The following is a 24,670-nucleotide window of genomic DNA, read 5'->3' on the forward strand; positions in this document are numbered from 1 at the left end:
ACTAGCCTTACCAATCATGTCAGCTCTGCCAATCGCCGCCCCGCTAGAAATCAAAGCGGCATCCTCGGCTAACTCAATTGCTCTCGGATTCATCAAGAATTCCGAAGACTCATTTGAATTCGTTGGACCACTGGTAAAAGAAATCGAAAGTTTCTTTGGACTCAACCTTGTAGACGAGCTAACCTTTTTTGGACCAACTGCAAAAGCCGGAGAAATTTTTGAGATCCCAGTCAGTGCCACCGATTCTCCTACCGAACGAATCTACCTGGTTGGAGTTGGGGATCAAAGTGGTGCTGCACTTCGAGCTGCTGGTGCTTCAGTTGGGCGCAAAGTGCGCGGTAAGAGCGTTACGGTTTTCTCAGCTTGTGCAGTCAAGGAAGTTAAAGCACATGCAATTTCTATGTCACTTGGTGCCTGGGTTTGGAATCTAAAGACTGATAAGAAAAAAGAAGTATCGCAATTGCTCATTGGTAGCAAAGATAAGAAGTCAGTCGAAGATGCAGCAGTAATTGCACGTGCAATGTGTCGCGCTCGCGATCTAGTTCACACACCAGCAAATATTAAAACACCAGCATGGATGGGAAAGCAGGCCGAATCATTTTCAAAGGGAACTAGCCTTAAAGTTAAAATCTTTGCAGGCGCTGACCTTAAAGAGTTTGGTGGATTGCGAGCCGTTGGTGGATCATCACCAAAGCCTGGCCCCCGCATGATTGAGGTCTCATACCAACCAAAATCAAAGAAGAAGTCAATCAATGCTTTGCCCCATATTGTGTTAGTTGGCAAGGGTATAACCTTTGATACAGGCGGAATTTCATTAAAGCGTCCATATGACACGATGATGGCGATGAAAAGCGATATGGCTGGATCTGCCGCAATTCTTTCGACATTGACTGCGCTGGAAGAATTACAGCCAAATGTTCGAGTAACAGCGTTAATGATGATGGCTGAAAACGCCATCTCTGGCACCGCACAGCGCCCAAGTGATGTCATTAAACATTACGGCGGAACAACTGTGGAAGTGATCAACACTGATGCTGAGGGCCGCTTGGTATTGGCAGATGGTCTTGCATATGCAGATCTCAATCTTGATCCTGATTACTTGGTTGATATTGCAACCTTAACTGGCGCAGCAACTCTTGGACTTGGTCGCCAATATGCTGCGATGTATACACGTGACAATGCTCTTGCTGCCCAGTTAACAAGGGCTGGCGAAGCTTCAGGTGATCGTGTTTGGCACATGCCACTTGTTGATGATTACAAAGATTCACTAGGCAGTGACATTGCAGATTTCAATCACAATGCCAGCAAAGCCAAATATTCTGCTGGATCTGTGACGGCGGCGCTGTTTCTAGAAAACTTTGTTGGAACTCGACGTTGGGTTCACTTAGATATCGCCGGCACTGCACGCAGCGAAGTTGATGCTGGAGAAAATTCAAAGGGCGGAACAGGATTTGGTGTTCGCCTGCTTACAGAATGGATTACATCCCTTTCATGAGAGTAGATCCGCACACCTTTGCCGAAGGATTTATTCCCGAAGATTTCTTTAAATCTCAGGCACGCGCCAGAGGTATTGAACTTGGAGCTTCTGACACAACATCTGGCTCTGGTGCATTTCTGCGTTATTTAGCTTTTACATTAAAGGCACAATCTGTAGTTGAAGTTGGTACCGGTTCAGGTGTTGGATCATTGTGGTTGCTCGACGGAATGCTCGAAAGTGGAACTCTCACCTCAATTGATGACGAGATGGAACACACTCAGATTGCAAAAATGGCATTTGGTGATGCTGACATTCCACAAAGTCGCTATCGTCTAATTACTAACAACGTGGTGGATGTAATATCAAAACTTACTGATCGCGCATATGACTTAGTTGTAGTGCGTCATAATCCTGAAGATTTAAGCTTTGTCATCGGGGAGGCCCACCGCATTTTGCGTAGTGGTGGAGCGCTAGTTATTGATAATTACTATGGTGGGGGCAAAGTCAGCGACGCGGCGCAAAGAGACCCAAAGACTGTCGCATTGCGTGACGCTGGTAAAATAATCAAAAATGACTCTGAGCATTGGGTGAGTTCTTTGATTCCAATAGGTGATGGCTTACTTATAGCCACCAAGGTGTGAAGATACGGTCATGATATTTCCGCGACAAAAGAGTGCTCAGCCCGCCACTAATGCCTGGTGGCAAGCACCGACATCTTCTAAGAGTTCAAAAGGAAGCCTTGTATTAATCGCACTTCTTGCCGGATCTCTTGGTGGTTTTTTAGGGGTTAATGCGGGCGGCGGTTCACCTTTCCGTGACGTTAATTTAGTGTCATCGACTAGCACGATTGAGCGCGCACCAGATTCTGTCGCTGGAATTGCACAAAGAGTTTTGCCTTCAGTGGTTTCAATTAATACACGCACTGTTAACGGCGGTGGTTCCGGATCAGGCTTTGTGATTGACAGTTCTGGATACATTCTTACCAACAACCACGTGATTAGTGAGGCAGCTCAAAGTGGTGGAAAAATTGAAGTCTCACTTAATGATGGCTCCACATATATCGGAAAAGTAATTGGGCGTGATGCATCTTTTGATTTAGCGGTGCTAAAGATTGATGCGACCGGGCTAAAGGCATTGCAATTTGGTGACAGCGACAAGATTGCAGTGGGTGATGCTGTTATTGCAATTGGTTCGCCACTTGGCCTATCTGGGACTGTTACAACAGGAATTATTAGCGCAAAAGATCGAGCAGTTACCACAGGAGACTCATCAACAGAAAGCTCCTTCATTAATGCATTACAAACAGATGCTGCAATCAATCCAGGAAACTCAGGTGGTCCACTAGTTGATGCAACTGGTGCGGTAATCGGCATTAACTCTGCAATTGCATCTCTCGGTTCTTCATGGCAGGCAGGGTCAATTGGTTTAGGTTTTGCAATTCCTATCAACCAAGGTCGCAAAATTGCAGATCAGTTAATCAAGTTCGGAGTTGCCACATATCCAATCGTAGGAATCTCATTGGATTCGAACTACACCGGAGTTGGTGCACAGATTTCAAAATCTGGAAGTGGGATTTTGCCTGGAAGTCCAGCGCAAAAGGCTGGCCTTAAGGGCGGCGATATTATTATTGAGATTGATGGAAAAAAGATTAATACTCCTGAAGAGTTGGTGGTTTCAGTTCGATCCAAGAATGTTGGGGATCGCGTAACCCTTGTCTATATGCGCGATGGAGCAAAAAAGTCAGTCACTTTGATTCTGATCGCAGCAAAGAAGTAATTGGCGTAGGCTAACGATATGTTCTTTGGAATTGGTGCAGGCGAATTTCTTGGGCTTGCCATTTTGGGCATGATGCTGGTTGGACCTGAACGATTGCCGAAGCTAGCTGGAGAAGCCGCGCGTTGGGTCAAAAAGCTTCGCGGATTAGCATCTACAGCGACTACAGAACTTAGGGAAAATTTGGGACCAGGCTTTGAAGATTTACAGCCCAAGGATCTAAATCCAAAGACTTTCCTAAAGAAGCAAGTTGCCGATTTATTGGATGATGAAAAACCAAAACCAAAGATAAATCGCCCAGTGGCGAAGATTGATCCAGATCTACTGTGAGTTTAATTGACCAGATAGTTGAAGCATTAGCCAAGGTCCAAGATCCTGAGCTTCGCCACCCAATCACTGATTTGGGAATGGTCGAAGACCTTGAAGAAAGCGATGGTGCTGTAAGAGTCACTGTTTTGCTCACGATCTCTGCATGTCCCATGCAAGATCGATTGCGAAACGATGTTACAACTGCAATAACTTCAGTAAGTGGTGTGACATCAGTAGACCTGACTTTTGGAGTCATGACAGAAGAACAACGAAATAATGTTAAGAAGATTGTCCGCGGTGGACGCGAAAAATTCATCCCGTTTGCTCAACCTGATTCATTGACTCGTGTTATTGGAATTGCCTCTGGAAAAGGTGGAGTTGGAAAATCATCGGTTACAGCCAACCTTGCAGTTGCTGCAGCAAAAAAGGGTTTGAACGTTGGAATTCTAGATGCAGATGTTTATGGACACTCGATTCCACGGTTAATGGGATTGATGGGACAACGTCCAACGGCAATTGATCAGATGTTTATTCCCTTAGAGTCCTACGGCGTGAAGACCGTTTCAATGGAAATGTTTAAGCCAGAACGCTCAGATCCCGTTGCATATCGAGGCCCATTGCTACACCGCGTTCTGGAGCAACTACTTTCAGATGCGTATTGGGGCGATCTTGATCTTTTGTTAATCGATCTTCCGCCTGGAACCGGCGATCTGGCCATTTCTTTGGGCCAGTTGATTCCCAACTCTGAAATTGTGGTTGTCACAACCCCTCAAATTGCAGCAGCTGAAGTTGCCGAACGCGCAGGTCGCATCGCCCATCAAATCCATCAGCATGTAATTGGCGTTATCGAAAACATGTCGCAATTTCCGTGCCCATCATGTGGTGAGCCGATGTCACTATTTGGAGAGGGCGGGGGAGAAGAGACTTCTCGTCGACTATCCCAATTAGTAGGTAGTGATGTTCCATTACTTGGAAAGATTCCATTTAGCCCAGCCTTGCGTACTGGCGGAGATGATGGCGCACCAATAGTTGAAGCTGACCCAACCTCATTTGCAGCCGTTGCACTTTTTGATGTTGCTGAAAAAATTGTAAAGCGAAATAAATCTTTACTCGGAGTCCGTTTGGGTATCTCTACGTAGCTCTTTTGCTAAATCTTCAACTAAATCGGCAAGTTCACTTCGCACAAAATCACGAGTAGCAACTTCACCCAATGAATTGCGCAATGCCGCAAGCTCTCGGGTCAAATACTCAGTATCTGCAATCGAACGTTCGTCTTGTTCGCGATCTTGATTGAGCTGAATTCGATCACGGTCCGCTTGGCGATTTTGTGCAAGAAGAATTAGCGGTGCAGCGTATGAAGCTTGAAGTGAAAGAATCAGAGTTAAGAATATAAATGGATAGTCATCAAAACGAAGATCTACTGGAGCAATGAAGTTCCACAATACCCAAAACATCACAAAAAATGTCATGTATACGAGGAACCGCGCAGTGCCTAAGAAACGTGCGAAACGTTCAGAAAGACGACCAAATGCTTCTGGATCGAAATTAGGACGTAGCGAACGTCGGGTTTCGCGAGGAGTGTCTAGTCCATTAGTGCGTGCCATTTTTCGACCTCCTTACAAAGTTTCTGACTTAAAAGTAACTGGTGATTTTTCTCTATGATCGTGTCGCCAATTTTCCGGCAATAAGTGATCGAGCACGTCATCAACTGTGACAGCTCCAAGCAAACGCTCATGAGCATCTACAACAGGCAATGAAAGCATGTTGTAGCTAGCTAAATATGAGGAAACCTCATGCAAAGTTGAATCTGGGTTAACGCCTTTTGAATCATTATCAACAATTGATCCCAAAAGCGTCGCCGGTGGTTCGCGTAGCAAGCGCTGATAATGGACAACCCCAAGAAAGCGACCGGTAGGGGTTTCAACAGGCTGGCGACATATATAAATCTGTGATGCAAGTGCAGGAGAAATCTCTTTTTGTCGAACTGCAGCTAATGCATCAGCAACTGTTGAATCTGCAGTCAGAACAATTGGTTCAGTTGTCATCATTCCACCTGCAGAATAATCCTCGTAGTTCATCAGACGCAAAACATCCTCTGCATCTTCTGGCTCCATTAATTCCAAAAGTGCATTAGCTCGCTCTTCACCTATTTCGCGGAGTAAATCGGCGGCATCATCAGGATCCATTTCACCCAATACATCAGCAGCTCTTTCACCTTCAAGTTCAGCTAACAATGCAACTCGATCGTTCTCATCCATTTCCTCAAGCACATCGGCAAGACGTTCATCGTCAAGTGCGATTGCAACTTCAATGCGGCGCTTAGGTGCGAGATCTTGCAATACTGCAGCAAGGTCAGCAGCACGTAAATTGGCAAGTGTTGACATTAAATTTGCAACACCTTGATTTTGTTCAGTAGATGCAAAACCAGTGACTTCTTCCCAAGCAACAGTGGATGTTGCTCCCTTTCGGCGCAAGCCGCGACCTCGACGCATGATGTGAACACGATTAATGAACCAATCGCCAGTTCGAGTTTCTTCCATCCCCATGTCTTCAACAACAACAGCTTCGCCAGATTCAAGCAAAGTTATTGAGCGATCTAGCATTTCTCCAAGGACTAGAACTTCACCTGGACGTGTTTCAAATCGGCGCATGTTTACTAATCCAGTAATTACAACCGCTCCACTTTCAATAGAGGTTACGCGGGTAATGGGAACAAAGACTCTTCGACGAAGTGGAACTTCTACAACTAGCCCAAGAATTCTCGGTGGCTGATTTGTAGAACGAAGGGTCGCGACAGCATCTCGCACCTTTCCTACTGGATCACCATTTGGGTCAAAGACCGCGGTACCTGCAAGACGGGCAAGAAATACTCGGTTTAAGAGATTGCCGCTCATGGGATAAGGGTACCTTTGTCTAATGAACGCAGGCGACCGCATTAACCAACATACGGCGATGCCCGCTCGTCCGGATTTGATTCGATTAGGACTAGGAATTATCGGAATTGGAACTTCTGGCCCACTGATTGCATTGAGCACAATGCCCATTCTGACCTTGATCTTTTGGAGAAATCTTGGCGGGTCATTAGCGACATTGCCCTTCGCATTGCGACATTCACGTGACCGAGTTGGCGTCAAATGGGCTTTAATTGCTGGAGTTTTGTTAGCACTTCACTTTGTCGGATTTTTCTTGGCAATGAGGTGGACAACTGTTGCTGCTGGAACTGCTTTGGTGGCACTGCAACCAATATTTGCAGCATTGTTTGTGAAACTTTCAGGTGGGCTCATTCCATCTAAGGCATGGCTCGGAATGATCGTTAGTTTTATTGGTGTTGGACTTGTTGCAGGTGTAGACCTTCAAATTTCATATAAAGCTTTTCTTGGTGACCTTGCAGCCATTATCTCTGCAGCACTTGCAGCTGCATACATAATGGCTGGATCGAAGGCTCAAAGAACTTTAGAAACTACAACTTACACAACCATTTGCTACTTCATATGCTCAATGACTGCTCTGCCCATGGCATTAATTGCGGGTAACGAGATATTTTCTTTCAGCGCAAAAGAGTGGTGGATTCTTCTTGGTTTAATTCTAGGTGCTCAATTATTGGGGCATTCAATGTTTAATTCTGCGCTAAAGCGAGTTTCACCAGCGATAGTTTCTCTTATTGTTTTCTTTGAAGTTCCAGTTAGCGCGGTTCTCGCATTTTGGTGGTTAGGTCAAAAACCTCCTGCAGGGATTATTCCTGGAATAGTTTTAATCTTGATTGGCTGCATATTGGTCGTAACTCGCACACGAGGGGTTTCAAATGATTGATCTACACACTCATACAACTTGTAGCGATGGCACTGATACGCCACGGGAACTAGTCAATAAGGCAATCGTTCAGGGGATAGAAGTACTTGGAATAACAGATCACGACACTACTTCTGGTTGGCAAGAGGCAACCCAGACTCTTCGAGGTTCATTGAAGTTAGCGCTAGGCGCTGAGATTTCTTGCCTCACTCATGATGGAGTCAGTGTTCACATGCTAGGAATGCTCTTTGATCCTAATCATCAAGAGATGCAGACAGTGTTAGAAGAAACTCGGGATGGACGTCTTCCTCGTATGCGCAAAATGATTGAAAAAATGCGCGCTGAGGGCATGGATATTTCTATCGAAGATGTTGAGAAGGCTATGCCAGTTGGTGCCACTATGGGCCGTCCACATTTAGCAGATGCCCTAGTATCAAAAAAGATTGTTAAATCACGTGATGAGGCATTCATTGATCTATTGCACAATGATTCACGCTTTTATGTCTCACATGCTGCACCAACACCGGCTGAAGCAATTGCTTTGATACGCAGAGCTGGGGGAGTTGCAGTAATTGCCCATCCATTTGCATCGCATCGTGGGCAGATCTTGAAGGCAGAAGATTTTGCAGATTTAGTCTTGGCAGGTCTTAATGGAATAGAAGTAGATCACCGTGACCAAAACCCGGACGAACGCGCGATGTTGCGGGTGATTGCACATGAACTTGATCTAGTTATCACTGGAAGCAGCGACTATCATGGCACGGGCAAACTCAATTCATTAGCTGAAAACCACACTAGTAGGGAACAATGGGAAAAATTAGAAGCACAAGCAGATGCAAGAAGGGTGGTTAGAGCATGAAAGATATAAGCGCAATAACTTTTGCGGTCCAATCCTTTGTCACTTTGTTTGTGATCATGGATCCTCCGGGCGCAACACCTATTTTCTTAGGTTTAGTTGCGGACAAATCACCTCGAGTGCGCCGCATTCTGGCCATACAGGCAGCAGGCGTCTCACTTCTTGTCATCTCAATTTTTGCGCTCTTTGGTCGTGCAATTTTAAATTACCTCAATATTTCTATGGAAGCCTTGCAGGCCGCTGGAGCGCTTTTGCTCTTGCTGGTTGCTTTAGAACTCTTGACTGGAAATGCAAAAAAGCATGGCGACGATGGAGATTCCAACGTAGCTCTTGTTCCTCTTGGTACGCCGCTCCTGGCTGGGCCTGGTGCAATAGTTGCAACGATGATCTTCGTGCAGCAAGTAGACACAACAAGTATGGCTCTTGGCTTGGTAGCAGCAGTAATTGCGGTCCACGTTGCAATTGCCGCGGCCTTAATGGCATCAACCACAATTTTAAATGTCATCAAAGAATCCGGCGTCACGCTGGTTGCGCGTATTGCAGGTTTATTGCTGGCAGCTATTGCCGTGCAGATGCTTGTTGATGCAATCCGCGTATTTGTTGCGGCTTAACTTTCCTTAAACTTCTTTGTTCGGGTACGAGTGCGCTCTGTGCGCACTGGTGCGGTTTCTTGCTTTGCTCGTGGTGCACGTGATTCTTTAGGTTCGACTTTTGCGGCTGGCTTTGCCTTGACCAATCGACCCGTTGAGCCAGCAGGAATATTAAGGGTTTCATATAAATGTTCTGAAGAAGAGTATGTCTCTTCAGGTTCAGCCAGACCTAGCTCTAGAGTTTGATTAATCATTTTCCAACGAGCCAGTTCATCCCAATCAACAAAAGTTACTGCAATACCGTGCGCGCCTGCACGGGCGGTACGACCAATGCGATGGACATATGTTTTTTCATCTTCAGGGCATTGGTAGTTGATTACGTGGGTAATTCCATCGATATCAATTCCGCGAGCTGCAACATCTGTTGCCACGAGCACATCTGATTTACCTGCCTTGAAATCACTTAATGCTTTTTCGCGAGCACTTTGACCTAGGTCTCCATGAATGGGTGCTGCTTTAAAACCGCGCTCCATTAAATCTTCTGCAGTTTTTTGTGCTGTTCGCTTAGTGCGACAGAAAACCATCGTTGGCCCGCGACCATCGGCTTGCAAGATGCGAGCAAGCATTTCAATTTTATCCATCGCATGAGCGCGCAAAACATGTTGCTTAATGCGAGTTACAACAGCACCCTCATCTTCGCTGTCTTGGGTACGAATATGAATAGGTTGATTCATAAAGCGACGAGCCAGAGCAATGATGTCTCCCGGCATGGTTGCTGAAAACAACATAGTTTGAGCACGATTAGGGGTGCTTGAAAGTATCTTCTCTACATCGGGCAAGAATCCAAGATCTAACATTTCATCTGCTTCATCAAGAACTAAGCGAGAAACTTCTTTGAGTTTTAGTTGACCTTGTCGAGATAAATCCAGCAGTCGACCTGGTGTGCCCACAACGATCTCAACTCCAGCGTGCAGTGCCTCAATTTGTGGCTCAAAAGCGCGTCCACCATACACGGCTAAAGTACGAATTCCGCGGTTGGCAGCAAGCTCTTCAATGTCGCGTGTGACCTGCGTACAAAGTTCTCGAGTTGGGACAACGATTAAAACCTGTGGCATTCCTTTGTTGGCAAAATCTTCCCACTCTGGATCGTTTGGTGCAATCACGCGCTCAATTACTGGAATTCCAAAAGCAAGAGTCTTACCGGTACCAGTTTTTGCTTGCCCAATAACATCACCATCTGCCAGCGCGATGGGTAGAACCATTTCCTGAATAGCAAATGGAGCTAAGAAACCATGAGCATGCAGTGCTTCAATTGTTTGGCTGCGCAGGGGCAGCTCTGCAAAAGTTGTTGTCATTTAAATTTGATCCAATCGGAATTAATTGCGCGGGAAACCTGAAATGCCTCGCCACATAAGGTTGTGAACAAGTTCCACAGCCTCCTGTCGACTCAACTTGCTATCTCGATCGAGCCAGTGACGAGCAGTTACTTGCGCATAACCAATCATTCCAACACCCAAAAGCATTGATGCCTCTTTTGGTAGGCCAGTATCTATTGCAATCACAGCACTTGCTGCAGCTGCACAGTCGTATGTCATTCGGTTTAGTCGTTCACGGACTTGTGGTTCAACACTCATATCACTTTCAAATAGCAGGCGAAATGCTTCACCTTCTTTTTCAATGAATGCAAAGTAAGCATCGACAGTTGCATGGACTCGATCTTTGTTATCAGGAGTCGAGGCGATTGCCTTTTGAATTTCAAAAACTAAAGAATCGATGTGTAGATCTAGAACAGCAAGGTAGAGCTCTAGTTTTGACGGGAAATGTTGGTACAAAACAGGCTTTGAAACATTGGCACGATCTGCAATTTCATCCATTGCAGCAGAGTGGTAGCCAGCAGCGGTAAAGACTTCTAGGGCTGCTGAAAGCAACAAGGCTCGGCGCTCATCTCGAGGCAAACGTGCCTTGTTGGATGTGTCTACGTTACTCATTGGAGTAATCGTACGGCAGAATTGCCAATCATGAACCGCCCCTATGAAGGTATTCGCATCTTGCTGGTTCATGCACATCCTGATGATGAAACCATCAACAATGGCGCAACTATGGCCCTATATGCCGATCGTGGGGCTCAAGTAACACTTGTGACCTGCACGCGTGGGGAAGAAGGCGAAGTTTTAGTTCCGGGACTCTCTCATCTAGCTAGCAGTGAGCAAGATTTACTAGGGCCTCATCGAGAAACAGAACTTGCTCTTGCCATGAAAGCACTTGGCATTTCAGATTTCCGATTTCTCGGCGCACCAACTACAAAGTTTCGTGACAGCGGAATGATGGGAACAGAACCAAATAATCGCCCAGATGTATTTTGGCAGGCCGACCTAGACACCGCTGCAGGAATTCTTGTAGAGGTCATCGAAGAAGTTAAGCCACACATTTTAATTACCTATGATGAAATTGGTGGTTACGGTCATCCTGATCACATTCAAGCACACAGAGTCGCAATGCGTGCCTCAGAGTTATCTAAGTGGCAGATTCAAAAAATCTATTGGAACACAATTCCTAAATCTGTTATTGCCCAAGGTATGAAAAAGATGAAGGAAATTGGATCTGATTTCTTTGGTGCAGAAAGCATTGATGATGTTCCATTTGCAAAAGATGATGAATTCGTCACTACCTTAATTGATGGTTCAGCCTATGTTGATTTAAAGATGGCTGCCATGAAGGCACATGAAACTCAAATTGCATTAGATGGCCCCTTCTTTGCGCTTTCAAACAACTTGGGAATGCAGATTTGGGGAGATGAGTACTACACACTTGTGAAAGGCATAAAGAGTGCACCATTTGATTCCAATGGTCGCGAAATAGATTTAACCTCAGGTGTGGTTCTCTAGTGCGTTACATATTTTCATTTGTCTTAGGCTTAGCGCTGGGTGCTAGTTCAGTGTTTCTCTACAGTTTGTATCCACCCGTTGGTCTAATTCTTTCGCTTACTTCCACCTTTCTTGGTATTTGGGCAGCAGGGCGTTTATGGGGTAATCGAATCTATAGATTCATCGCAGCAGCAGCGTGGGTCTTTGTAATTTTTCGTGCAGGTCTGCCAGGGATAAATAATGAGTATTTAATCGAAGGAAGCACAGTCGGTATTTCTCTGATCAACTTCGGATTCATCGTAATTGTAATTGCGATTTTAACCCCTCTTTAAGACCAGCTTTGTCCTTCTGCACTGTCCTTTATCTGTAATCCAAGATTTTCTAATTGAATTCGTAACGCATCACTATCAGACCAACGTTTTTCACTGCGAGCTTTCATGCGTTCTTCAAGAAGATTTTGCATCTCTGCAGTCAATTCGCGAGCAACCACAGGACGATTGAGGTCTAATCCAAGCACCTGGTCTGCATACATAAAGAACTCGCGTTTATTCTCTGCGCTGCTCTTCTCGATTTCCCGCAATCGAAGTATCACTTTTGGTGTGTCTAAATCGTTGTTGAATGCCGATTGAATCTCAGAATCAATGGTGATCTCAGTTGAATAGCTCCACGTTGCCATTTTTGTTCTCCACCGCTTAAGAGTTTCATCTGCAGCTTTTATGGAATTCCAGGTCAGATCCATTTGTGACCGGTATCGATTTTCAAGGAAGCAAAGCCGCAACGCCAAAGGATCTATTCCGCGGGCAATAATGTCGCTTAACAAAACAACATTGCCACTGCTCTTTGACATCTTTTTGCCTTCAAAAAGCAGGTGTTCTCCATGTACCCATAAATCAACAGCTTCGTGACCAATCACAGCATTGGACTGAGCGCGTTCGTTTTCATGATGCGGAAACCGCAGATCGATTCCGCCGACATGAACATCCACATGTTTATTTAAGATCTCCATAGACATGGCAGAACATTCAATGTGCCAGCCAGGGTATCCAGGACCCCAGGGTGAATCCCAGATCATTTCGCTGCGCCCACCCGCAGCTTTCCATAACGCCCAGTCAGCATGAAACTTCTTTGCACCGTCATTGTGATATTCATATCTATGGCCAGGTTTGAGTGAATCAAGTTTATTTCCACTTATCTCACCGTAACCTGCAAACTTTTGTGCATCAAAGTAAACAGATTTATCTTCACCAACGTATGCAAAACCCTTATCAATTAATTCCGCGATCATTGATTGCATGAGATCAATGCTTTCGCTGGCTCGCGGATAGGCATCTGCAGGGCAAATGTTTAAAAGTGACAAATCATGATGAAACTTTTTTTCGTATTTTCTTGCTATTTCTAGAGGGCTAACTTTCTCTAATGTTGCTTGAGTTAATATTTTGTCATCTTCGATGAAGTCTTCGGACATATGTCCAACATCTGTGATGTTTTGAATCAAGGTGACTTTGACACCAGAAAGAGCAACCATTCGAGAGATTAAGTCGGCCAACATAAATGTTCGAAGATTGCCAACATGTGCATCGCGATAGACCGTAGGGCCACAGCAATACATAGAAAGCTGGCCATTAACGCTGGCCGTTTCCTTCAGTTCTCGGGACTTTGTATCGTATAACTTCATGTTCGCTCAATTACCTCGCGCCAAACAAAGATCTGATCATGGGCAAATTCGATTAACTTCTCATGACGATTTCGCAGGGTGAAAGGACTCTCCAAATACCCGAGGATGTCTCGGAATCCTCCCTCAGGATCATGGAGCCGAATACTGACCCTTTTGCCGATCAAAGAGGTGAAGGTGCTTTCTAGCTCGGTTGGCATAGTAGAACGATAAACCGATGCGGCAAATATCGCGCACTGGCCGAAGTAGGAGTTAGAATTCGCGGGTAAGCAACTCGCTCGATTTTTGGAGGCAGCTCGTGACGTATGTGATCGCTGAACCTTGCGTAGATGTAAAGGACAAATCCTGCATCGAAGAATGCCCTGTGGACTGCATCTATGAAGGCGGACGTATGCTCTATATCCAGCCTGACGAGTGTGTTGATTGCGGTGCTTGCGAGCCAGTATGTCCGGTTGAGGCAATTTATTACGAAGATGATGTCCCTGGGCAGTGGAAAGATTTCAGCAAGGCCAACACCGAGTTCTTCATTGAAATTGGTTCACCAGGCGGAGCAAGCAAGGTCGGCCCAACAGGCACAGACCACGCCTCTGTTACAGCCCTTCCACCAAAGAGCGAGTAAGCATTGCGCGGCCAGCTCCCAGATTTTCCTTGGGATGCACTCGCACCATATGGAGATACAGCTAGATCACATCGGCAAGGGATTATCGATCTTTCCCAAGGAACTCCCGTTGATCCGACTCCAGAATTTATCCAACAAGTGTTTCGTGACGCATCAAATTCTCCAAGCTACCCAGTAACAGCTGGAACTCCTGAACTTCGAGCTGCCATTAAGAAGTGGGCGACAGAGCGTTTAGGTGCCACCGGAGATTTTGATGTTCTGCCATTGATTGGCTCAAAAGAGTTAGTTGCATGGCTTCCGACTATTTTGGAATCTAAGAAAGTGTTGATTCCTGAAATTGCTTATCCGACTTATCACGTAGGAGCGGTGCTGGCAGGTGCCGATTCGATTCCAGTTGCAATAGATGCAAAGAGTTGGCCAGCGGCTGATTTAGCGTGGTTGAACTCTCCCTCTAATCCAACTGGTCGAGTACATAGCGATGCAGAGATAAAGGCTTGTATCGATTGGTCGCGCACCAATAACGCCTTGTTGGTTTCTGATGAATGTTATTTAGAATTTGCACACACAGCACAACCCGTATCCGTTCTCTCACATACAGGTGGCGATAACACCAATATTTTGGCGATTCATTCTCTGTCGAAGCGCTCGTCAATGGCTGGTTATCGCGCAGCATTCATGATCGGTGATGCAGACTTGATTGCCAGAATTCGTGAAATCAGAAAGCACGGCGGGATGATGGTTCCACTTCCTGTGCAAAAAGCAATGACGGTTGCACTATCTGATGACAAACATGTTGCAGAACAACGCGCTCGCTATAACGCACGCAAAGATGCGTTACGTCCTGCCCTAGAAGCTGCAGGGTTTACCATCGAGTTTAGTAATGCAGGTTTATACCTATGGTGTACCCGCAATGAAGATTCTTGGGAAAGTGTTTCATGGCTTGCCAATCGTGGAATCTTGGCAACCCCAGGATCTTTCTATGGCAGCCTTGGTTCGCGCCACATTCGAATTGCAATGACAGCGACTGATGCGCAAATTGCTGATGCTGTGCAACGTATCAAGGCTTAAATAATGGCTGTAGCGATCTTATTAGTAGGTGGATTTGGCACACGTTTGATGCCTTTAACGAAGAACACTCCTAAACCAATGCTCACTGTTGCAGGTGTGCCTGTAACGGAACATCAAATTGCCATGGCAAAGGCAGCAGGTATTAGTGAAATCGTCTTAGCCACCTCTTATCTTTCTGATGTTTTTATTCCATATTTTGGAGATGGTTCGAAGTGGGGAATAAAGATTAAGTATGCAGTTGAGAAAGAGCCACTCGGAACAGGTGGTGCAATTCGAAATGCAGCACAGCTGCTGGATTCAAATGAATCAGTTGTAATTCTAAACGGTGATGTTTTGAGCTCTCATAATTTAGGGGAGCAGATACGCCAGCACGAAGCCAATGATGCTGATGTAACTCTGCACTTAACCGAAGTACAAGATGCCCGCGCATTTGGTTGCGTTCCAACGGACAGCAACGGACGAGTGACAGCATTTCTGGAAAAAATGGAAAACCCTGTTACTAATCAGATCAATGCCGGTTGTTATGTCTTTAATCCTCGGGTTGTTTCAACAATCCCACTCAACACAGTTGTTTCTGTTGAACGTGAAACCTTTCCAGAGCTAGTTACATCTGGAGCCAAAGTTTTTGGTTATGTTGAGAATGCTTATTGGCTAGACATTGGAACCCCACGCGCTTTATTGAAGGCATCAATGGATATCGTTCAACGAAATGGTGAATTCTTGGCCATGCCTGGTTCAAGCATTGATCCCACAGCGGTGATTTCAGGGGGCAGCTGTATTGGTGCTAACTCAACCGTTGGGGCAGGGGCGGTTATTCAAGGCTCCATAGTTGAAGCAGATTGTGTGATTGGCCAAGATTCAAGGATTATGGATTCTTTTGTTGCAGCAGGTGCCCGAGTCGAAAATGGCAGCACAATTGCCTCTTCTTTTGTAATGAATGGTGAAATTCTCACCATTCCGTAGCCGATTACGCCTAAATGGCAGGCAAGAGGCCGACTCTGGGCTTGACATGGGCGAGTTACAAGCGTGTAATTCATTCTTAAGAAAGTCTTTTCCAAGAGGGATGAGACAACGAAAGCTAATGGAGCATCGACGATATGCCGATTCAACCCGCAGCCCAGAACTCCCCAATCCCCACTTCAGGACCAACAGTCACACTCGCATCAGGCGAAAACATGGAACTCTCTTGGCAGGAGCGCGCCCTATGCGCTCAGACTGACCCAGAGGCGTTCTTTCCAGAAAAAGGCGGATCAACTCGCGAAGCAAAGCGCGTCTGTCTTTCATGTGATGTTCGCGCAGAATGTTTGGAATACGCACTTGCACATGATGAACGCTTCGGAATTTGGGGCGGATTATCAGAGCGCGAACGACGTCGCTTAAAGCGTCGCACTGCTTAAGGATCTTGCATCTCTTAGGAGATAGCGAGTCATACATATGGCTTCCTTAGCCGATGTAGATAAGCATCGAGTAACCGCAGTTCTTGTTTCTCACAATGGAGCACTGTGGTTACCCGAGGTTGTTGCAGCCCTTACTTCACAAACTAGGCCTATAGATTTAATAACCGCGGTCGATACTGGTTCTGAAGATACTTCAACAAAGTTATTAAAGTCTGCGCGAATTCCTTTTTTTGTTGCTGATCGCGAAACAGGTTTTGGTGAAGCTGTTTCACTTGCAGTTGAGAAATTACCTAAAGCGATCGAGCATGAATGGCTTTGGTTAATTCATGATGACTGTGCACCAGCTCCAACTGCGCTCGCAGAATTGTTAAGTGCAATTGATAATCGCCCACAAGTAGTTATGGTCGGCCCAAAATTATTGGGTTGGCATGATCGAACACATTTGTTGGAAGCCGGAATAAGTATTGCTGGAAATGGTGCACGTTGGACCGGGCTTGAACCATTTGAGTATGACCAGGGTCAACATGATGGTATTCACGACGTTTTGTCTGTGAGTACGGCAGGTGCACTAATTCGCCGTGACGTTTTTGAAGAGCTCGGTGGATTTGACCATAATCTCTCACTCTTTCGCGATGATGTTGACTTTGGCTGGCGTGCACGAACAGCAGGACACTCGGTCATCGCCGCGACGGGCGCTGTTGCATTTCATGCACAAGCATCGGCAACAGAGCGACGCATTATCGATGTGGAAGGTGCCTTCTTACATCGCCCATTACTTTTAGATCGTCGCAACGCTGCATATGTGATGTTGGCAAACTCTTCTTGGTGGATGCTTCCATGGATTGCTCTACAACTATTTGGATCTGCCATAGCCCGCGCAATTGGATTCCTGCTTGCAAAACTGCCTGGCTATGCATCTGATGAAATTTTGGCCTTTACTTCACTGATAATTCGCCCAAGAAAAATTCTCGAAGCTCGCAAAGTACGAAAGAAGCAAAAGTTTGTTAGCGCCCGTGTCGTTGCAACATACATACCGCCTCGTTGGTCCCAGCTTCGCTTGGGCACAGAACACTTAGTCGAATTAGTTCGAGCTAAAGTCTTTCCAGAAAATAGCACAACTTCTATCTCTATTCTTGATTCAGTTGAAGATGAGGATTTGTTGACCCCGGTTAATACAGGTAACTGGTTATCTATATTCAAGCGACCGGAAGTTCTTGGCTTCATTGCTATAACAATTATTACTCTCATTAATTCCAGAAATCGCTTCGGTTCGTTAGTTGGAGGAGCCCTTCCTAGTTCTCCTTCAGGTGCAAGTGATTTATGGAGTTTTTATCTTGAATCGTGGCATCAGGTCGGAATGGGATCATCTCTAGCGACACCTTCCTGGGTAGCGGTTACGGCAATAGCTTCGCTCGTGACCTTAGGTAACGTTCAGTTCTTCATCACTGCATTTTTCTTGATTGCTCCAATACTGATGATGTGGTCATGCTTTAATTTATTGAAGAAGTTAACAAGTAACAGCTGGATCTCAATCCCAGCAGCTCTTCTCTATGCCCTATCACCCGTCACAATTGCGGCAATTAGCTCTGGCCATATTGCCACCCTGGTGCTATTGATTGTCGCGCCCTTTGTCGCCTTGATTCTTCAAGATTGGTGGAGCATCGATATTTATAGTTGGCGCAAAATATTTTCAGTTTCGCTTTTGTTTTCATTGCTGTACGCATTTACCTTGATGAGTTTCATAATTGCACTTGTAGCAGCGATCGCCATTTCGGTTGAAAACTATCGGGAGTTCGCCCTCACTCTGGACAAAAAACTTTTCGATGAGCGATTGTTAAAGAGAGCGGCGCTAATATTTGTGCCATTCTTAATCAACGCTCCTTTTTCTTTTGAAGCATTAGTTCATCCCAGCAGATTCTTCACTGAACCAGGACTTTTGATTCCAGGTGGCGGACCTCTACCAGTTTTGTTTGGTAATCCAGGAGGCACCGGTTCGGTCCCACTGTGGTTAGTGAGCCCGATTTTGCTCATTCTTGTTATCTCATTGTTCTCTTCAACTCATGCCCGCAGAATTGCCGAATATGGTTTTGGAGCACTGTGCCTTGCGGTCTTAGTGGGATCTCTTTCCATTTCCACTCATGGAAATGAAGGAGCAGTAAGAGTGTGGACTGGACCGGTGCTTTCGATTGCAACATTGGCAGCGGTTGCTTCCGGGGCGGTAATGCTTGATCGGTTGCGGGAAACATTAGTTCTGAGCCATATTCACTACCGGCATATTCTTTCCGCAATCTTGCTATTCGTAACAGCTTCCTATGCTGTCCTGGCTGTTGGGTACTCAGTTACGACAGGTGCAGACTCTGCGGTTCAAGCAAATCGAGCCACAGTTATGCCGGCATTCTTGAGTGTTGAATCTCAAACCAAGATTTTAGTTTTGCGTGAAGTCGGTAGCGCTAATGACAAGAAGATTCAGTATTACATTTCTCGAGGTAAAGATATTTCTCTAGGTGAGCCCGATATTGCTCCGAAGCAGAATACTGAAATTGCAACTGCTGCTCGTGCATTGATTGATGGCACCGGTATCACAAGCAGTAAAGTCTTAGGTGATTATGGAATTGAGTACGTCTTTGCAAAGAGCCCCTTTAAGAAGGAAATCGTTAGATCAATAGATGGCCTTGGTGGATTTACTAGAACTTCTGCAACTTCACTTGGTGTTGTTTGGCGCGTAACTCAACCAACTGGTCGACTTCTATTTGTTAATGCAGATGGTGTCCGCTCAGTACTTGAAGCTGGAGAAGTCGGTGCTCGCACTTATGTGCCAAGTGCAGGCACTTTGATTCTGACTGAGAGTTCTAACAGGTCTTGGCAAGTGCTACAAAATGGTTATCGTTTAGATCGCACAAATAATGAAATGGGTTTGCCGACATTTGAAGTAACAGAAGCTGGTGAAATTTCATTAATTCATGATGGAACAGCTCGTCGTGGTTGGCTCTCATTACAAATTATTTTCCTAGTTGTCGCAATTGTTATGGCTCTACCTGCTGGTCGCCGAAAGCGTGAAATATCTGAAAAGGAGCTGGCATGAAACTTGTCCGGCCAGTCAGATTTCTAGCAGTTTTGCTCAGCGTGCTGGGTATTTCCAGTGTTCTTTCAGTTGCGGTTACTACGCAGAATTTCTCTGAAAGTTATCCAGTTGTAGTGTGTCCGCCAACCCTAGATGGCCTGGGATCGCAGATATCTCTTTCCTCCAAGAAAACTCCTTTTCAAAGACTCGAAAATCGCACGACAAAGACAGCACAAGTAAAGGTTTTGCGTTTACCAGTAAACAAAGATTCTCTAGTCATCACATCTGAGGGCGTAACTCCAGTTGTGTGGCAAAGCAGATCAGGTAGTTGGGCAGGCGGTGCACTGTGTGTAGCGCCAGCCTCTTCCCAATGGTTTGTTGGTGGTGCTGCAGACGTTACTACTAGAGGTCGACTAATTATTGTCAATAGTGGACTTAGCGATGCAGTTGTTGATGTTGAGAGTTACACAGAAAATGGGAAACAGCCATTGCGGACCATAAATGTTTCTTCAAAGAACTACCTTGTGATCCCATTGGATTCGTTAGCTCCGGGAGACAAAACTTTGACGGTTCATGTTGCACCACGCTCTGGCCGAATAAATGCCTTCATGATTGATGAGCAAGGAAAAGGTTTAAAGGCATTGGGTGGAGATCTTGTGAACGCTTCCACATCAGCGAGCAAGAGTGTTGTGATCCCAGCAATTCCTAATCAGAATTCAAGAAACACACCAGCCTTGCCTCATACCTTGCGAGTTTTAGCACCGGGTGATGTTGATGCGAGCATTACGGTCGAAGTTTTATCTGGAGATGGAGTTTTCGTACCTGTTGGATTAAATGCTCGTTCTATTTCTGCTGGAATCGTAACTGAGTTCAAACTTGACCCAAACATCACCTCAAAAGTCATGGCAGTCCGAATCACTTCAACAGAACCAGTGATTGCAGGGGTTAAATCCACGACTGTGGCTACTGGGAAAAAAGACTTCGTATGGAGTACGGCATCACCTGAGTTAATTCCTCTGACAATGGCTGTTACTGGCTTGGATCCCGCGATCTCTTTTGCAGGTGAAAGCATTAATGTTGTGTTGAAGGTGACCTTGACCAATGGAAAAGCTGTACAACAAAAAGTTACGGGCGCTGACTTTGCCACTTGGCGCATTCCAGATAACGCTCGCTCTTTTACAATCACTAAGGTCGGACCGGAAACATATGCAGGGGCTTTAGTTTCCTCGGTAAACGGATACGGCTACTTCCCAATTGCAGCAGGAAGCCTTCTGACAAAAATCGAAGTGCCAGATTCAAATATCCGCGTCTTAAATCCCTGATAATCCCAAGATTTGCCGACACCTCCCACTAATGTTGCTCATATGAGAACAGTTGGTGGGCGTGGATGTTCACGTGCAGGTTGCAGATCGCAGGCAACCATGACTCTTACCTATGTGTACTCCGAATCGACCGCAGTTGTTGGTCCGCTTGCAACATTTTCTGAACCCCATGCATACGATTTATGCGCTGTTCATGGAGCACGGCTAAAGGTTCCTCATGGGTGGAATGTCATCAAGCATGAGCTCGATGGCCAAACACAAGGACCGACAGAAGATGATTTGATGGCGATTGCAGATGCAGTGCGCGAAGTTGCTCTCAAGGAGATTCCTGAAGAAGCACCTGTGGAAAGTTCACCGGCGCAACAGCAAATTGGTCGCCGCGGACATTTGCGCGCAGTTCCATCGTAAGGATACTTAGTGAACGAGTTCGCGCACATATTTAAGGCCTATGACATTCGAGGCTTAGTCGATGTTGAAATAGATTCTGATTTTACGTTTGCAACTGGTGTTGCATTTGCGCGATTTCTGCAATTAGAAAGAGAACCCGGGACAATAGTAATCGGGGAAGATATGCGACCATCTTCACCAGAGTTAGCTGATGCATTTTCTGCCGGCGTAACTTCACAAGGCATGGATGTTATTCGGATCGGCTTGGCTTCCACTGACATGCTCTATTTCGCTTCTGGAAAATTGGGCTTACCTGGAGCGATGTTTACCGCTAGCCATAATCCTGCGGAGTACAACGGAATCAAGCTCTGTTTGTCGAGCGCTAGACCGATCGGTAAAGAATCCGGCCTTTTGACTATTGAAAAATTTGTGCGAGAAGGTTCACCAATAGCGCTTAGAAATGTTGGAGTAGAAAAACAACGCAACATGCTCGAAGAGTATGTGGATCACCTATTAACACTTGTTGATGTTAAGAACATTCGGCCTCTTAAAATCATTGTGGATGCTGGTAATGGCATGGCTGGTCACACAGCACCTGCAATTTTCGCTCGGCTTAATTGTGAAGTAATTCCTATGTATTTTGAACTAGATGGAACATTTCCTAATCATGAAGCTAATCCACTCGATGAATCCACTTTGACTGATTTAAAGCAAGGGATGCAGGATCACAAAGCTGACCTAGGACTGGCATTTGATGGCGATGCAGATCGCTGCTTCTTAGTTGATGAGCAAGGTGTTGCCGTTAACCCATCAGCGCTCACCTCTTTGATCGCTCATCGCGAATTGATTAAAGATCCAGGAGCTTCAATTATTTATAATTTAATTTCATCTAGAGCAGTTCAAGAAGTGATCGACGAAAATGGTGGAGTTGGATTGCGCAGCAGAGTTGGACATTCCTACATCAAGAAAATGATGGCTGAAAGTGGAGCGATATTTGGTGGGGAACATTCTGGACATTTTTACTTTAAGGAATTTTGGAAGGCTGATTCTGGCGCATTAGCAGCCCTGCATGCAATTGCTGCACTAGGTGAAAGTGAAACAACGATGTCAGCTCTTCTTGCACCGTATAACAGGTATGTCGTTAGCGGTGAGATAAATTCCAAGGTTGAAGATACTAAAGCTGCAACCGAACTTGTTGAGAACACTTATTCCTCGGGCGAGGCCAGAGTCGATCATCTGGATGGATTAACCGTTAATGGAGATACCTGGTGGTTTAATCTTCGCCCATCAAATACGGAGCCAGTACTTCGACTCAACGTTGAGGCTTCAACACAGGCTCAAATGGAGACTGTGCGTGACGCGGTTCTCTCGCTTATTCGTGGCTAATTACCGTTTTCCATTAGAGGGTTTAAGGGTGGGGCGGTAATCTTTACCCATAGTCGCCTATCACTGTAGAGCCCTACGCCTTAGGTACCAAAACAATACTTTGAAAACCACTTAAGGAGATTTACGTGAACGTTCCAGTAACAGCAACTCTTCCAGCACATGACATCGCAGATGCCTCACTTGCTGCAGAAGGTAAGAAGAAAATCGAATGGGCAGAACGCAACATGCCTGTTCTTGCTCAAATCCGTGAGCGCTTTGAAAAGTCTCAACCATTTGCAGGTGTTCGTATTTCTGCATGCATGCACGTAACAACCGAGACTGCTAACTTGATGCGCGTTCTAAAGGCTGGTGGAGCAGAGATTGCTCTTTGTGCATCTAATCCACTGTCAACACAAGATGACACAGCGGCAGCACTTGTGCACGAATACGGAATATCAGTATTTGCTCGCAACGCTGTAGATCGTGATGGTTACTACAAGCACATTAACGCAGCGCTCGATATCGAACCACACCAAGTATTTGATGATGGTTGCGATCTAGTAAACACACTTCACACAACACGTAAAGAGCTAATTCCAGGTATTACTGGGGGTTGTGAAGAAACTACAACTGGTGTTATCCGTCTAAACCAGATGGCAAAAGATGGCGCACTTCAGTTCCCAATGATTGCCGTCAATGACACAGATACAAAGCACATGTTCGACAACCGTTACGGAACAGGGCAATCAACTCTTGATGCTGTATTCCGCGCAACAAACTTCTTGCTTGCAGGTCGTGTAGTTGTTGTTGCTGGTTTTGGATATTGCGGTAAGGGTGTTGCAGAACGCGCTAAGGGCATGGGCGCAGATGTTGTTGTTACTGAAATTGATCCAACAAAGGCATTAGATGCAATGATGCAGGGCTTCCGAGTGATGCCTATGCTTGATGCAGCAAAGCTTGGAGATGTGTTTATCACTGTTACAGGTAACCGCGATGTATTACGCGATGAGCACTTTGCAGTAATGAAGGATGGCGCAATCATGGCTAACTCAGGCCACTTTGACATCGAAATCGATGTTGCATGGCTAGAGCAAAATTCCAAGAAGAAGAATGCAAAGATGCGTCACCAAACTGATGAATATGTGTTGGCAGATGGTCGCCGCCTGCTACTTCTTGCAGAAGGTCGCCTGGTTAACCTAGGAGCAGCTGAGGGTCACCCAGCTTCAGTTATGGATATGTCATTCTCTGATCAGGCACTTACAGCTGAATACCTTGTTAAGGAAGCAAAGAATTTGAAGCCTGGTGTTCATGAGGTTCCTTCATATATCGACAAGGAAGTTGCTTCATTGAAGTTGATCAGCATGGGCGGTCGTATTGACGTTCTAACTCCTGCACAAGATATGTACCTGAACTCTTGGGAGCACGGTAGCTAATGACCTTAGTTATGGTCGTCGATGACGACCAGGATCTCGCGGAGATGCTCGGCATCGTTTTAACCGGTGCCGGCATCGACGTGGATCTAGTAAGTCGTGGGGATGAGGTTATGGATGTATTCCGTAACAACCCACCAGATCTAGTTTTGTTGGATGTTATGTTGCCTGGCCTTGATGGAATTGAAGTCTGTAAATTGATTCGCGCAGAATCTATGGTTCCAATCGTCATGCTTTCAGCAAAAGGTGACACTCAAGATGTTGTAAAAGGATTAGAAGCAGGCGCCGATGACTACATGGTGAAACCATTTCGTCATCCATCCGAATTGATTGCACGAATCCGCACGCGTTTGCGCCGAACAAATGCTGATGTTCTAGGTTTATTGACCATCGGAGATTTGGCAATAGATGTTCAAGCACATCAGATTCTTCGCGCAGGCAAGCAAATTGCACTAACCCGTCTGGAGTTTGATCTACTCGTTGCTTTAGCTAAAGAGCCTGGTCGAGTGTTTACACGCGATGCCCTCCTTAGCGAAGTTTGGGGTTATCGCCATTCCACCGATACGCGATTAGTTAATGTTCACGTGCAGCGTTTGCGTTCAAAAATCGAACACGATGCAGAACACCCTGAAATTGTTATAACCGTTAGAGGCGTCGGCTATAAAGCAGGAGTGATGGGCGGTTCCTAAGA

Annotated in this window: 25 protein-coding genes; 20 read left to right on the forward strand and 5 right to left on the reverse strand. The window is 45.7% G+C overall.

Translation table 11 applies throughout. The features are described 5' to 3' along the window. The first annotated feature begins 16 nt into the window (after positions 1 to 16). Genes AC9UH7_RS01175 through AC9UH7_RS01195 form a run of 5 tightly spaced genes read left to right on the forward strand, consistent with a single transcriptional unit; the run spans position 17 to position 4,698 of the window. On the forward strand, positions 17 to 1,495 hold the full coding sequence (locus AC9UH7_RS01175; protein WP_509593976.1) for a leucyl aminopeptidase family protein: 1,479 nt from the start codon (positions 17 to 19) through the stop codon (positions 1,493 to 1,495). Continuing rightward, the gene (locus tag AC9UH7_RS01180; RefSeq protein WP_509593978.1) at positions 1,492 to 2,118 is read left to right on the forward strand and encodes an O-methyltransferase; all 627 of its coding nucleotides are present in this window, start codon (positions 1,492 to 1,494) and stop codon (positions 2,116 to 2,118) included. The genes AC9UH7_RS01175 and AC9UH7_RS01180 overlap by 4 nt, the downstream gene beginning before the upstream one ends. Positions 2,119 to 2,128: 10 nt before the next feature. Further along, positions 2,129 to 3,253, forward strand: coding sequence for a S1C family serine protease (locus AC9UH7_RS01185; protein ID WP_509593980.1), 1,125 nt, complete (start codon positions 2,129 to 2,131; stop codon positions 3,251 to 3,253). 18 nt (positions 3,254 to 3,271) lie between these two features. Next, the gene (locus tag AC9UH7_RS01190; RefSeq protein WP_509593982.1) at positions 3,272 to 3,580 is read left to right on the forward strand and encodes a twin-arginine translocase TatA/TatE family subunit; all 309 of its coding nucleotides are present in this window, start codon (positions 3,272 to 3,274) and stop codon (positions 3,578 to 3,580) included. Further along, positions 3,577 to 4,698, forward strand: coding sequence for an Mrp/NBP35 family ATP-binding protein (locus tag AC9UH7_RS01195; protein ID WP_509593985.1), 1,122 nt, complete (start codon positions 3,577 to 3,579; stop codon positions 4,696 to 4,698). The genes AC9UH7_RS01190 and AC9UH7_RS01195 overlap by 4 nt, the downstream gene beginning before the upstream one ends. Here AC9UH7_RS01195 and AC9UH7_RS01200 read toward each other — a convergent pair. Beyond that, the gene (locus AC9UH7_RS01200) at positions 4,666 to 5,163 is read right to left on the reverse strand and encodes a DUF1003 domain-containing protein (protein ID WP_509593986.1); all 498 of its coding nucleotides are present in this window, start codon (positions 5,161 to 5,163) and stop codon (positions 4,666 to 4,668) included. The two genes, AC9UH7_RS01195 and AC9UH7_RS01200, sit on opposite strands and share 33 nt — an antisense overlap. Before the next feature lie 12 nt (positions 5,164 to 5,175). Continuing rightward, the gene (locus AC9UH7_RS01205) at positions 5,176 to 6,453 is read right to left on the reverse strand and encodes a magnesium transporter MgtE N-terminal domain-containing protein (protein WP_509593989.1); all 1,278 of its coding nucleotides are present in this window, start codon (positions 6,451 to 6,453) and stop codon (positions 5,176 to 5,178) included. A 22-nt stretch (positions 6,454 to 6,475) separates the two neighbouring features. On the opposite strand from AC9UH7_RS01205, the gene AC9UH7_RS01210 reads away from it, so the two are divergent. Genes AC9UH7_RS01210 through AC9UH7_RS01220 form a run of 3 tightly spaced genes read left to right on the forward strand, consistent with a single transcriptional unit; the run spans position 6,476 to position 8,815 of the window. Further along, entirely contained in the window at positions 6,476 to 7,369 is an 894-nt protein-coding gene (locus AC9UH7_RS01210) for a DMT family transporter (protein WP_509593992.1), read from the forward strand. Further along, entirely contained in the window at positions 7,362 to 8,207 is an 846-nt protein-coding gene (locus tag AC9UH7_RS01215) for a PHP domain-containing protein (protein ID WP_509593994.1), read from the forward strand. Before AC9UH7_RS01210 ends, AC9UH7_RS01215 begins: the two co-directional genes overlap by 8 nt. Beyond that, a complete protein-coding gene (locus AC9UH7_RS01220; RefSeq protein ID WP_509593997.1) occupies positions 8,204 to 8,815 on the forward strand; it encodes a MarC family protein in 612 nt (203 codons plus the stop codon). The genes AC9UH7_RS01215 and AC9UH7_RS01220 overlap by 4 nt, the downstream gene beginning before the upstream one ends. Here AC9UH7_RS01220 and AC9UH7_RS01225 read toward each other — a convergent pair. Continuing rightward, positions 8,812 to 10,149 (reverse strand): DEAD/DEAH box helicase, encoded by a 1,338-nt coding sequence (locus AC9UH7_RS01225; RefSeq protein WP_509593999.1) that lies wholly within the window; start codon positions 10,147 to 10,149, stop codon positions 8,812 to 8,814. The two genes, AC9UH7_RS01220 and AC9UH7_RS01225, sit on opposite strands and share 4 nt — an antisense overlap. 21 nt (positions 10,150 to 10,170) lie before the next feature. Then, positions 10,171 to 10,782, reverse strand: coding sequence for a TetR/AcrR family transcriptional regulator (locus AC9UH7_RS01230; RefSeq protein ID WP_509594002.1), 612 nt, complete (start codon positions 10,780 to 10,782; stop codon positions 10,171 to 10,173). A 30-nt stretch (positions 10,783 to 10,812) separates the two neighbouring features. Between AC9UH7_RS01230 and mshB the strand changes: the two genes are divergently transcribed. Next, complete coding sequence (mshB, locus tag AC9UH7_RS01235; protein WP_509594004.1) at positions 10,813 to 11,679, forward strand: N-acetyl-1-D-myo-inositol-2-amino-2-deoxy-alpha-D-glucopyranoside deacetylase; 867 nt, start codon at positions 10,813 to 10,815, stop codon at positions 11,677 to 11,679. Beyond that, the gene (locus tag AC9UH7_RS01240; RefSeq protein ID WP_509594006.1) at positions 11,679 to 11,990 is read left to right on the forward strand and encodes a hypothetical protein; all 312 of its coding nucleotides are present in this window, start codon (positions 11,679 to 11,681) and stop codon (positions 11,988 to 11,990) included. The genes mshB and AC9UH7_RS01240 overlap by 1 nt, the downstream gene beginning before the upstream one ends. Here AC9UH7_RS01240 and cysS read toward each other — a convergent pair. Further along, positions 11,987 to 13,333 carry a cysteine--tRNA ligase gene (cysS, locus tag AC9UH7_RS01245; RefSeq protein ID WP_509594009.1) on the reverse strand — a complete coding sequence of 449 codons (1,347 nt, stop codon included), beginning with the start codon at positions 13,331 to 13,333 and terminating at the stop codon, positions 11,987 to 11,989. The two genes, AC9UH7_RS01240 and cysS, sit on opposite strands and share 4 nt — an antisense overlap. A 295-nt stretch (positions 13,334 to 13,628) precedes the next feature. Between cysS and fdxA the strand changes: the two genes are divergently transcribed. The 10 genes from fdxA (at position 13,629) to mtrA (ending at position 24,668) form a co-directional block, all read left to right on the forward strand. After that, positions 13,629 to 13,949 carry a ferredoxin gene (gene fdxA / locus AC9UH7_RS01250; RefSeq protein WP_509594011.1) on the forward strand — a complete coding sequence of 107 codons (321 nt, stop codon included), beginning with the start codon at positions 13,629 to 13,631 and terminating at the stop codon, positions 13,947 to 13,949. 3 nt (positions 13,950 to 13,952) lie between these two features. Then, entirely contained in the window at positions 13,953 to 15,017 is a 1,065-nt protein-coding gene (gene dapC / locus AC9UH7_RS01255) for a succinyldiaminopimelate transaminase (protein WP_509594014.1), read from the forward strand. Between the two features lie 3 nt (positions 15,018 to 15,020). Continuing rightward, positions 15,021 to 15,980 (forward strand): nucleotidyltransferase family protein, encoded by a 960-nt coding sequence (locus tag AC9UH7_RS01260; protein WP_509594017.1) that lies wholly within the window; start codon positions 15,021 to 15,023, stop codon positions 15,978 to 15,980. Between the two features lie 212 nt (positions 15,981 to 16,192). Continuing rightward, complete coding sequence (locus tag AC9UH7_RS01265) at positions 16,193 to 16,414, forward strand: WhiB family transcriptional regulator (protein ID WP_445821606.1); 222 nt, start codon at positions 16,193 to 16,195, stop codon at positions 16,412 to 16,414. A gap of 37 nt (positions 16,415 to 16,451) precedes the next feature. Continuing rightward, positions 16,452 to 19,496: a glycosyltransferase family 2 protein gene (locus tag AC9UH7_RS01270; protein ID WP_509594019.1), complete on the forward strand. Its 3,045-nt coding sequence runs from the start codon at positions 16,452 to 16,454 to the stop codon at positions 19,494 to 19,496. After that, the gene (locus AC9UH7_RS01275) at positions 19,493 to 20,797 is read left to right on the forward strand and encodes a DUF5719 family protein (RefSeq protein ID WP_509594022.1); all 1,305 of its coding nucleotides are present in this window, start codon (positions 19,493 to 19,495) and stop codon (positions 20,795 to 20,797) included. The genes AC9UH7_RS01270 and AC9UH7_RS01275 overlap by 4 nt, the downstream gene beginning before the upstream one ends. Before the next feature lie 42 nt (positions 20,798 to 20,839). Further along, positions 20,840 to 21,205, forward strand: a complete 366-nt coding sequence (locus AC9UH7_RS01280; protein ID WP_509594025.1) for a DUF3499 domain-containing protein — start codon at positions 20,840 to 20,842, stop codon at positions 21,203 to 21,205. 9 nt (positions 21,206 to 21,214) lie between these two features. After that, on the forward strand, positions 21,215 to 22,570 hold the full coding sequence (locus AC9UH7_RS01285) for a phosphomannomutase/phosphoglucomutase (RefSeq protein WP_509594028.1): 1,356 nt from the start codon (positions 21,215 to 21,217) through the stop codon (positions 22,568 to 22,570). A gap of 125 nt (positions 22,571 to 22,695) precedes the next feature. Further along, positions 22,696 to 23,982, forward strand: a complete 1,287-nt coding sequence (gene ahcY, locus AC9UH7_RS01290; RefSeq protein ID WP_509594030.1) for an adenosylhomocysteinase — start codon at positions 22,696 to 22,698, stop codon at positions 23,980 to 23,982. Then, entirely contained in the window at positions 23,982 to 24,668 is a 687-nt protein-coding gene (mtrA, locus tag AC9UH7_RS01295; protein WP_509594033.1) for an MtrAB system response regulator MtrA, read from the forward strand. The genes ahcY and mtrA overlap by 1 nt, the downstream gene beginning before the upstream one ends. Positions 24,669 to 24,670: the final 2 nt, after the last annotated feature.

The sequence above is a fragment of the Candidatus Planktophila sp. genome, from assembly GCF_044348745.1.
Lineage (GTDB): Bacteria > Actinomycetota > Actinomycetes > Nanopelagicales > Nanopelagicaceae > Planktophila.

Excerpts from the sequence above, each read along its gene's own strand:
- AC9UH7_RS01260 (WP_509594017.1), top strand. The coding sequence starts at position 15,021 with ATGGCTGTAGCGATCTTATTAGTAGGTGGATTTGGCACACGTTTGATG.
- AC9UH7_RS01175 (WP_509593976.1), top strand. The coding sequence starts at position 17 with ATGTCAGCTCTGCCAATCGCCGCCCCGCTAGAAATCAAAGCGGCATCC.
- AC9UH7_RS01220 (WP_509593997.1), top strand. The coding sequence starts at position 8,204 with ATGAAAGATATAAGCGCAATAACTTTTGCGGTCCAATCCTTTGTCACT.
- AC9UH7_RS01185 (WP_509593980.1), top strand. The coding sequence starts at position 2,129 with ATGATATTTCCGCGACAAAAGAGTGCTCAGCCCGCCACTAATGCCTGG.
- AC9UH7_RS01280 (WP_509594025.1), top strand. The coding sequence starts at position 20,840 with ATGAGAACAGTTGGTGGGCGTGGATGTTCACGTGCAGGTTGCAGATCG.
- cysS (WP_509594009.1), bottom strand. The coding sequence starts at position 13,333 with ATGAAGTTATACGATACAAAGTCCCGAGAACTGAAGGAAACGGCCAGC.
- AC9UH7_RS01225 (WP_509593999.1), bottom strand. The coding sequence starts at position 10,149 with ATGACAACAACTTTTGCAGAGCTGCCCCTGCGCAGCCAAACAATTGAA.
- AC9UH7_RS01230 (WP_509594002.1), bottom strand. The coding sequence starts at position 10,782 with ATGAGTAACGTAGACACATCCAACAAGGCACGTTTGCCTCGAGATGAG.
- AC9UH7_RS01210 (WP_509593992.1), top strand. The coding sequence starts at position 6,476 with ATGAACGCAGGCGACCGCATTAACCAACATACGGCGATGCCCGCTCGT.
- AC9UH7_RS01215 (WP_509593994.1), top strand. The coding sequence starts at position 7,362 with ATGATTGATCTACACACTCATACAACTTGTAGCGATGGCACTGATACG.
- AC9UH7_RS01265 (WP_445821606.1), top strand. The coding sequence starts at position 16,193 with ATGGAACTCTCTTGGCAGGAGCGCGCCCTATGCGCTCAGACTGACCCA.
- AC9UH7_RS01270 (WP_509594019.1), top strand. The coding sequence starts at position 16,452 with ATGGCTTCCTTAGCCGATGTAGATAAGCATCGAGTAACCGCAGTTCTT.
- mshB (WP_509594004.1), top strand. The coding sequence starts at position 10,813 with ATGAACCGCCCCTATGAAGGTATTCGCATCTTGCTGGTTCATGCACAT.
- AC9UH7_RS01180 (WP_509593978.1), top strand. The coding sequence starts at position 1,492 with ATGAGAGTAGATCCGCACACCTTTGCCGAAGGATTTATTCCCGAAGAT.
- AC9UH7_RS01275 (WP_509594022.1), top strand. The coding sequence starts at position 19,493 with ATGAAACTTGTCCGGCCAGTCAGATTTCTAGCAGTTTTGCTCAGCGTG.
- AC9UH7_RS01190 (WP_509593982.1), top strand. The coding sequence starts at position 3,272 with ATGTTCTTTGGAATTGGTGCAGGCGAATTTCTTGGGCTTGCCATTTTG.
- mtrA (WP_509594033.1), top strand. The coding sequence starts at position 23,982 with ATGACCTTAGTTATGGTCGTCGATGACGACCAGGATCTCGCGGAGATG.
- AC9UH7_RS01205 (WP_509593989.1), bottom strand. The coding sequence starts at position 6,453 with ATGAGCGGCAATCTCTTAAACCGAGTATTTCTTGCCCGTCTTGCAGGT.
- AC9UH7_RS01200 (WP_509593986.1), bottom strand. The coding sequence starts at position 5,163 with ATGGCACGCACTAATGGACTAGACACTCCTCGCGAAACCCGACGTTCG.